This window comes from Photobacterium halotolerans DSM 18316 (assembly GCF_000425165.1).
Taxonomy (GTDB): domain Bacteria; phylum Pseudomonadota; class Gammaproteobacteria; order Enterobacterales; family Vibrionaceae; genus Photobacterium; species Photobacterium halotolerans.
In genome coordinates this window covers 1-5,671 of the sequence record NZ_AULG01000037.1, presented here as the reverse complement: position 1 = coordinate 5,671, position 5,671 = coordinate 1, and the positions used below count along the sequence as shown (strand labels likewise).

At 42.2% G+C, this 5,671-nt stretch carries 3 protein-coding genes; all 3 read right to left on the bottom strand.

Annotation, left to right across the window (positions count from 1 at the left end):
- Positions 1–496 precede the first annotated feature (496 nt).
- The 3 genes from H511_RS0108935 to tssI all read right to left on the bottom strand — a co-directional run bounded on the left by H511_RS0108935 (position 497) and on the right by tssI (position 5,668).
- Entirely contained in the window at positions 497–856 is a 360-nt protein-coding gene (locus H511_RS0108935) for a hypothetical protein (RefSeq protein WP_027251997.1), read from the bottom strand.
- A gap of 304 nt (positions 857–1,160) precedes the next feature.
- Positions 1,161–1,901, bottom strand: a complete 741-nt coding sequence (locus H511_RS0108925) for a hypothetical protein (protein ID WP_027251996.1) — start codon at positions 1,899–1,901, stop codon at positions 1,161–1,163.
- Complete coding sequence (gene tssI / locus H511_RS25110; RefSeq protein ID WP_276324925.1) at positions 1,898–5,668, bottom strand: type VI secretion system tip protein TssI/VgrG; 3,771 nt, start codon at positions 5,666–5,668, stop codon at positions 1,898–1,900. Before tssI ends, H511_RS0108925 begins: the two co-directional genes overlap by 4 nt.
- Between the last annotated feature and the right edge of the window lie 3 nt (positions 5,669–5,671).

The window sequence follows — 5,671 nt, the reverse complement described above, 5'->3', positions numbered from 1 at the left end:
TTAGTGAATTTTTAACCCATTTTTATTGCTGACTTTTTGGAAAATTTTCTAATTTCTTAGCAACTTCTTTACGAATTTTCGTTATAGAAGCCTTGCCCACTTTCCTTTCACCAGATTCAATTCTTCTGTTTTCTATGTTCGCATGTGGATTCAAGATGTAGCATTCTGCTCCTTCTTCCTGAGCCAGCAGTGATTTCAACTCAAGAGAGCATCAGGCAAAAGCCTTCCTTTAACAGGTGATTTAACGAAACACGGTATTATGAGCAGCAAGGAAACGGAAAATGAGCAAGTTTGCTTTGTCTACAAACTTTATTATCAGCTTTTACGTAAGATGACTCAGCCTTCGAATCTGTGCTTTTCTGCAAGCAAAGAAAATCTCACAGAGCCACGCATCTAAGGCTTACATAGCGCCTTGATACCTTCCCATGAAATGACAAAAAATAATTTCAGAATTATAAACGATTATGCGCCGCATTGATGTTGAGGTGATAAAAAATCACAATCCGGTATTTTTACTAGCATCTCTAAACTTAGTGTCAATGTCGTAGGTTTCACGCCAAACTCTCACTTGTTTAACCTGTGATGCGCTACCTGAAAATATTAGCGAGTGTTTTTTTGCCGCTTCATTAGGCACTGTAAATTCGATATTATTACCGTTTATCAAAGAATGAGAAAAACCTTCTTTATCAATAGTTATCAGAGCACCTTGCTCACCTAACCCTGTTATTCTTACGGGTCTGTTATGTTTGTTTTCGAAGCTAAATTCGACAACAGTTAAATCCGATTCATTTTTTCCCGCTACACTTAAAACATCTATTTTAATATATTCAAGCGTTTCACTTTCATTGGTTACCACGATAGATCCATCGGCGCTTTCCGTTGAACTTCGCCCTTCCTTTAACCCTTATGTCATTCCACTGGAGACCTCTTTTGTGAACTTAATTATACCTTTTGTCAGTTCACTAATCGTCTCTTTAACCTCAGCATGAGCATTTACCGCTGTCATCCCTATGATTATAAGAAAAACTAGTTTTTTCATTATCAACCCCTAACTTTCTTATTATTACTTCAAATAATAAATAGAACACTCAATTTTTGGTGACAAACCAGCTTTCATTCGTGTAAATGATTGCTGAAAAATATTCTGTCTATACAAAAAACTACCGAGATACCACTTTACCAAAGTACTTCAATTCATTTTTATATTTTAACTTTGATGACGGATAAATTTCCAGCATCACCGGAACTTCAGGCTTTTTACCAAAAAAGTGTTCAAAGATAATAGTTGCATTATGGTTCCCAGAGACTCTCGCATCAACTGAATTAAAATGCCTGTCCATTGCCACACCTTCACCGTATTTTATAATCTGTTCTTTCTTCACTGAACGATCAACAATCGCCCCGTAAAAGTTGATGGCATAATCTGCAAACATTGTATTATATGGGTGGTTTTCATACTTTTTTTCATTGATACGAGGAGGAGCGATTTCATTTTTTGGATTAAGTCTAATTCTCACATCTACAACGTACCGATTCATTGGATCATTGAGCGTCCCCACCTCGCCATTCACCCAATCAGATTTGGGGGATTTGTTATTGCCCTGAACTTCAAGATCGAACCCTAATTCTGGATAGATAAAGCGCCAAGCATCAAATGCACCAACTGAACTACGCTGACCCTGAATATACTTGCCTCCAAGTACATGAATCCAGTCTTTCAACGGCTTTTCAAAGCTTAACGGCTTGCCATCAAAAGTGATGGTTTCTGGTGTCATAACCAAACGAACGGGTTTGTCACTGGTATTCGTGATATCCGTCTGGCAAAACGACTCTGCCGACCAAAAAATAAATACAGCAGTCAGTATATTCACCAAAGATTGACAGAGTGTCGTTGATATCATGGGTTCACCTTTTTCATCAGATCTGTAGTAAATTTCAATTGCGTACCGCCTAACCCAGCCAGTTCCTTCAACTTGATATATTCATGTTGCTGATGTCCCCAATAGTGCCGTGCCTGATTTAATCGAGTCGGGTTGGAGGCTGTCCACCTGGCAATCACCTGATATACATTTTGGATGTGAGCCGGGCTGTTTGAAGAAATATGCTCAGGGTGAACGAAAAAGTCATCCACCAGTGATAAGAGAGTATCAATACTGTCACTGCCCCGCCACACATCACGCATCGCTTTTCCAAAGGCTTGAACCATCTCACGAGAGGCTTCTGCGGCAATCGTGTGCAATGGGTGATCATCCGGATCTTTAGCCAATTGAGTATGGGTTGGATCCGTCGGAGAACTATCGTCCTGTGCGTTCTTCATCGCTTCCATGGTCTGACGAGCAAGCAGTGCAATCAGACGATTGATAAATCCAAACATGGCCTCCATGACCGCATTATAATTTTCTCTGAAATCATAGGACAGTTCGTCTAATTTTTTTGCATCAGCGAGAATTTGTTCTGCCGTTTTTCGCTCATCCTCGGTTGAATATTCCAAACCAAAAGCATCATAAATCATTTCAACGGTATTGGGTGCATAATCCTGCATTAAAATCAATACAATACTCAGTTGGGTTTGAAAATGCGCTTCTTCGACAGATTGACTGTGATCTTTTGTTTTTTCAATCACCGACAGCAAACTCACTAAAGTGTCGCTGGCACCAAACACACCAGTGGTCAGAGGGCGGATGTTCTGAATCGTCTGCTCGGTGGGCGAGACTGGAACTGCTTTCACCCAATCGTTCACGTGCCGCCGTTCATCCTCGGTTAAATCGGGAAGCTCGTTCAAAATCCGATTGATCGCCAACTCGACGAAATTCGAGTGCGCATAAATATCTTCCATCACATGGAGCGCCTGTCCAAAATGAATCAAACCTTCTGGTGTTCTTCCCAATCCGGTAGCCAGACTGAGCTGATGTTTTGCATAATCAATGGACTGTTTAAAATAATTTTTATACCACTTATTGGGATCGATCTTACCTTCTTCAGCTTGATAATTGCCCCTGAATATCTGCGCATACTCAGGATTTACCGGGGCTGTCACTCCTTTGGGGTTATCTAAGTGTTCTTTAGGCAAATAAACTCCCAACTTTTCAGGTGTCAGTCGGTATGGAGAATTATCCTCTTCAGCGAAGAGTTCTGGAAACTCTTTTCTTGCCAAAATTTCGACAATTTGGGTGAGTGTCTCACGAGAAATGCCTTTACTTCCGATTCTATCTCCACCACCTGTAATACCAGATGAATCGCGTATTTCCTGGTCTGCAATTTTTTGTGTTTCCTTAATTGCAGCTTCAAGGTTTGTCTGTATTTCCTGAATAGACTCTTGAGCTGCAGGAATATACTTTTCCTGCTCAGCAAAAAACGCTTGTGTCTCTAACCGATCCACTGTGTGTGAAGAGGCAGCAAACCCTGACTGCGCAAATTGACTGGCAGACCGTTGCTGATTTTCGGCTACCGCCAGCTGATTTTGCATAGATTCGATGACGGCTTGATGCTGTCGATTACTTTCAATGGCATGTTCAATGTTCATCCGGCTTCTCACACCATCAGCAGACAAGTTATCCTTTGTTGTTTCTATATCCGTCCGCTTTTGCTCAAGCATCACACTTTGTTGTTTCAAAGTATCAGAATATACTGACAGTCGGCTCGAAGCCTCGTCTGTGAAATCAGAAAGACCATCACTCAGTTGCTGTGTATACGCCTGAGCTGCATTGAGCCCTTTTTGAGCAGTTATTTTCAGCGTTTCTGTCGCCTGCGCTAAAGTGCTTAAGTAACCAGACAAGTTTTTCCGAATACTATCTAAGCCCAGCTCTGCATCTATTGCCTGCTGGATGAGCAAATCGAGATTCAGCTCTAAAACCTTAGGATCGACGACTTGTGAGTAATCCCTCAGCCAGTTGCCATAGTAGACTGTCAGTCGTTCTTTCTCACTGAAAAATTCCGTTAATTCCAACTCAATTGACTGGTGTCCGTATTTTCCTTGGCGCGCCTGTTCTGCAGTACCGCCTGCGGAGAAATATTCCCGATCACCATTCTGACTCTTCTTATCATTTTCGATATAGCTTCTCTGCTCTTTGAGCGCGGCATGAAGGGTTGAATATTGCAGCGATATAGAATGTGTCCCTAATGCACCACTGTAATGTGCAATAACAGTAGACGATTGCTTTCGAATGTTGAAGTTGCCGAGTATCGCTGCAAATGCAGCACCTTCGTCGAGCATCGCATCACCACCCACGTTGCTATAGACGTTTCTAAGCATGTAATCAATATGGTGGCCAAATTCATGAACGAGTACAGCTAAGATTTTTCCTTTATTTTGTTGATCCTGACTTTCGATTGCTCCCTGAACCAGCTCTTTCCCGACAAAAATCGTTTGCTTAAGGTTATCGTAAAAAGCAATATTACCTACCGTCACTTCAATCGGCGGGTTTTCGAAAGCACCTTGTTTCAAGTCTTCAAATAAACTGAGATATGCTTCAGGTGGAATATTGTAACCAAACACGCCACTGAGCCACATAGCGAATTTTTCATTATCAAAAACTTTTGTGAGGCCTTGTAAATGTTCAATCGCATAGAGTGACTCAAGCTGATGAGTTTCTTTCTGAAACTGAGTAAGATTAGTTACAGATAAAATAGCATCATGATGCATCGCTTTCGCTTTGCCGGGGTTCATTTTTACAATTCCACCCAGAACGTTAACTTTATCAGAGCCATCAAGGGTTAAACTGATACCAGAAAGCTGTATTTTTCCATCATTTTTTAAAATGATACCAGACGATCCGGTCAGTAGTTTAATTTCATCGGCACTAATGATCGTTGTTTGACCATCAGATTTCACAGTCACATTTTTTCCAACGCTGAGTGTAAGATTGTTACCAACATTGTGTTCATCATTGGCGCCAATACTGATATTACGGGAAGCATGAATAGTTGTGGTGTAGTTTTGGCCGACTTCCAGTCTATCATCCTTGCTAACTTCTCCTTTTTGGTGCCCAAAAATTTTTCTTGTTTGGTTCTTTGCAATGTCTGAAAATGCATTGGCGTTGTATGTCAACACAACATCTTTCGCCACATCTTCAGTAAAAGTCTGTTCAGTGACTGATGTCTTCTGGCCGCCGATTATTTCCTTTTGATCACCCAGAATTTCATAGATTTGATGATTGCCAACTCTACACTCTTCATCTTGACCGATTTCACCATAACGATCGTTAATCACTGTGGTGCGCAGATTCTTTTGCGCGTGGAAAAAAACTTCCTCTTGATTTACTTCATCTTCAAACGATATTTCGTTATATCCGTCCTCTTTGTGGGTCTGAGTACGAATAACGGTTTTGGTCTTATGCTCTGGCAGCGGGTAAGGCGGAAGATGCAGGCCGTTATACACCGACCCGGTGACCAAAGGTTGATCCGGATCACCTTCCAGGAAGCTGACTACCACTTCGTGCCCGATACGCGGCAGGAAAACCGCGCCCCAGTTCGGACCGGCCAGGCTCTGGCTGACCCGTACCCAGCAGCTGGAGTGTTCATCCGACGCACCCAATCTGTCCCAGTGGAACTGGATCTTGATGCGGCCCAGGTTGTCAGTATAGATTTCTTCGTTCGCCGGACCGACCACCACTGCAGTTTGCGGGCCTTCCACAACTGGTGCCGGTAAGGCGGGAGCCCGGTAAGTCATGTC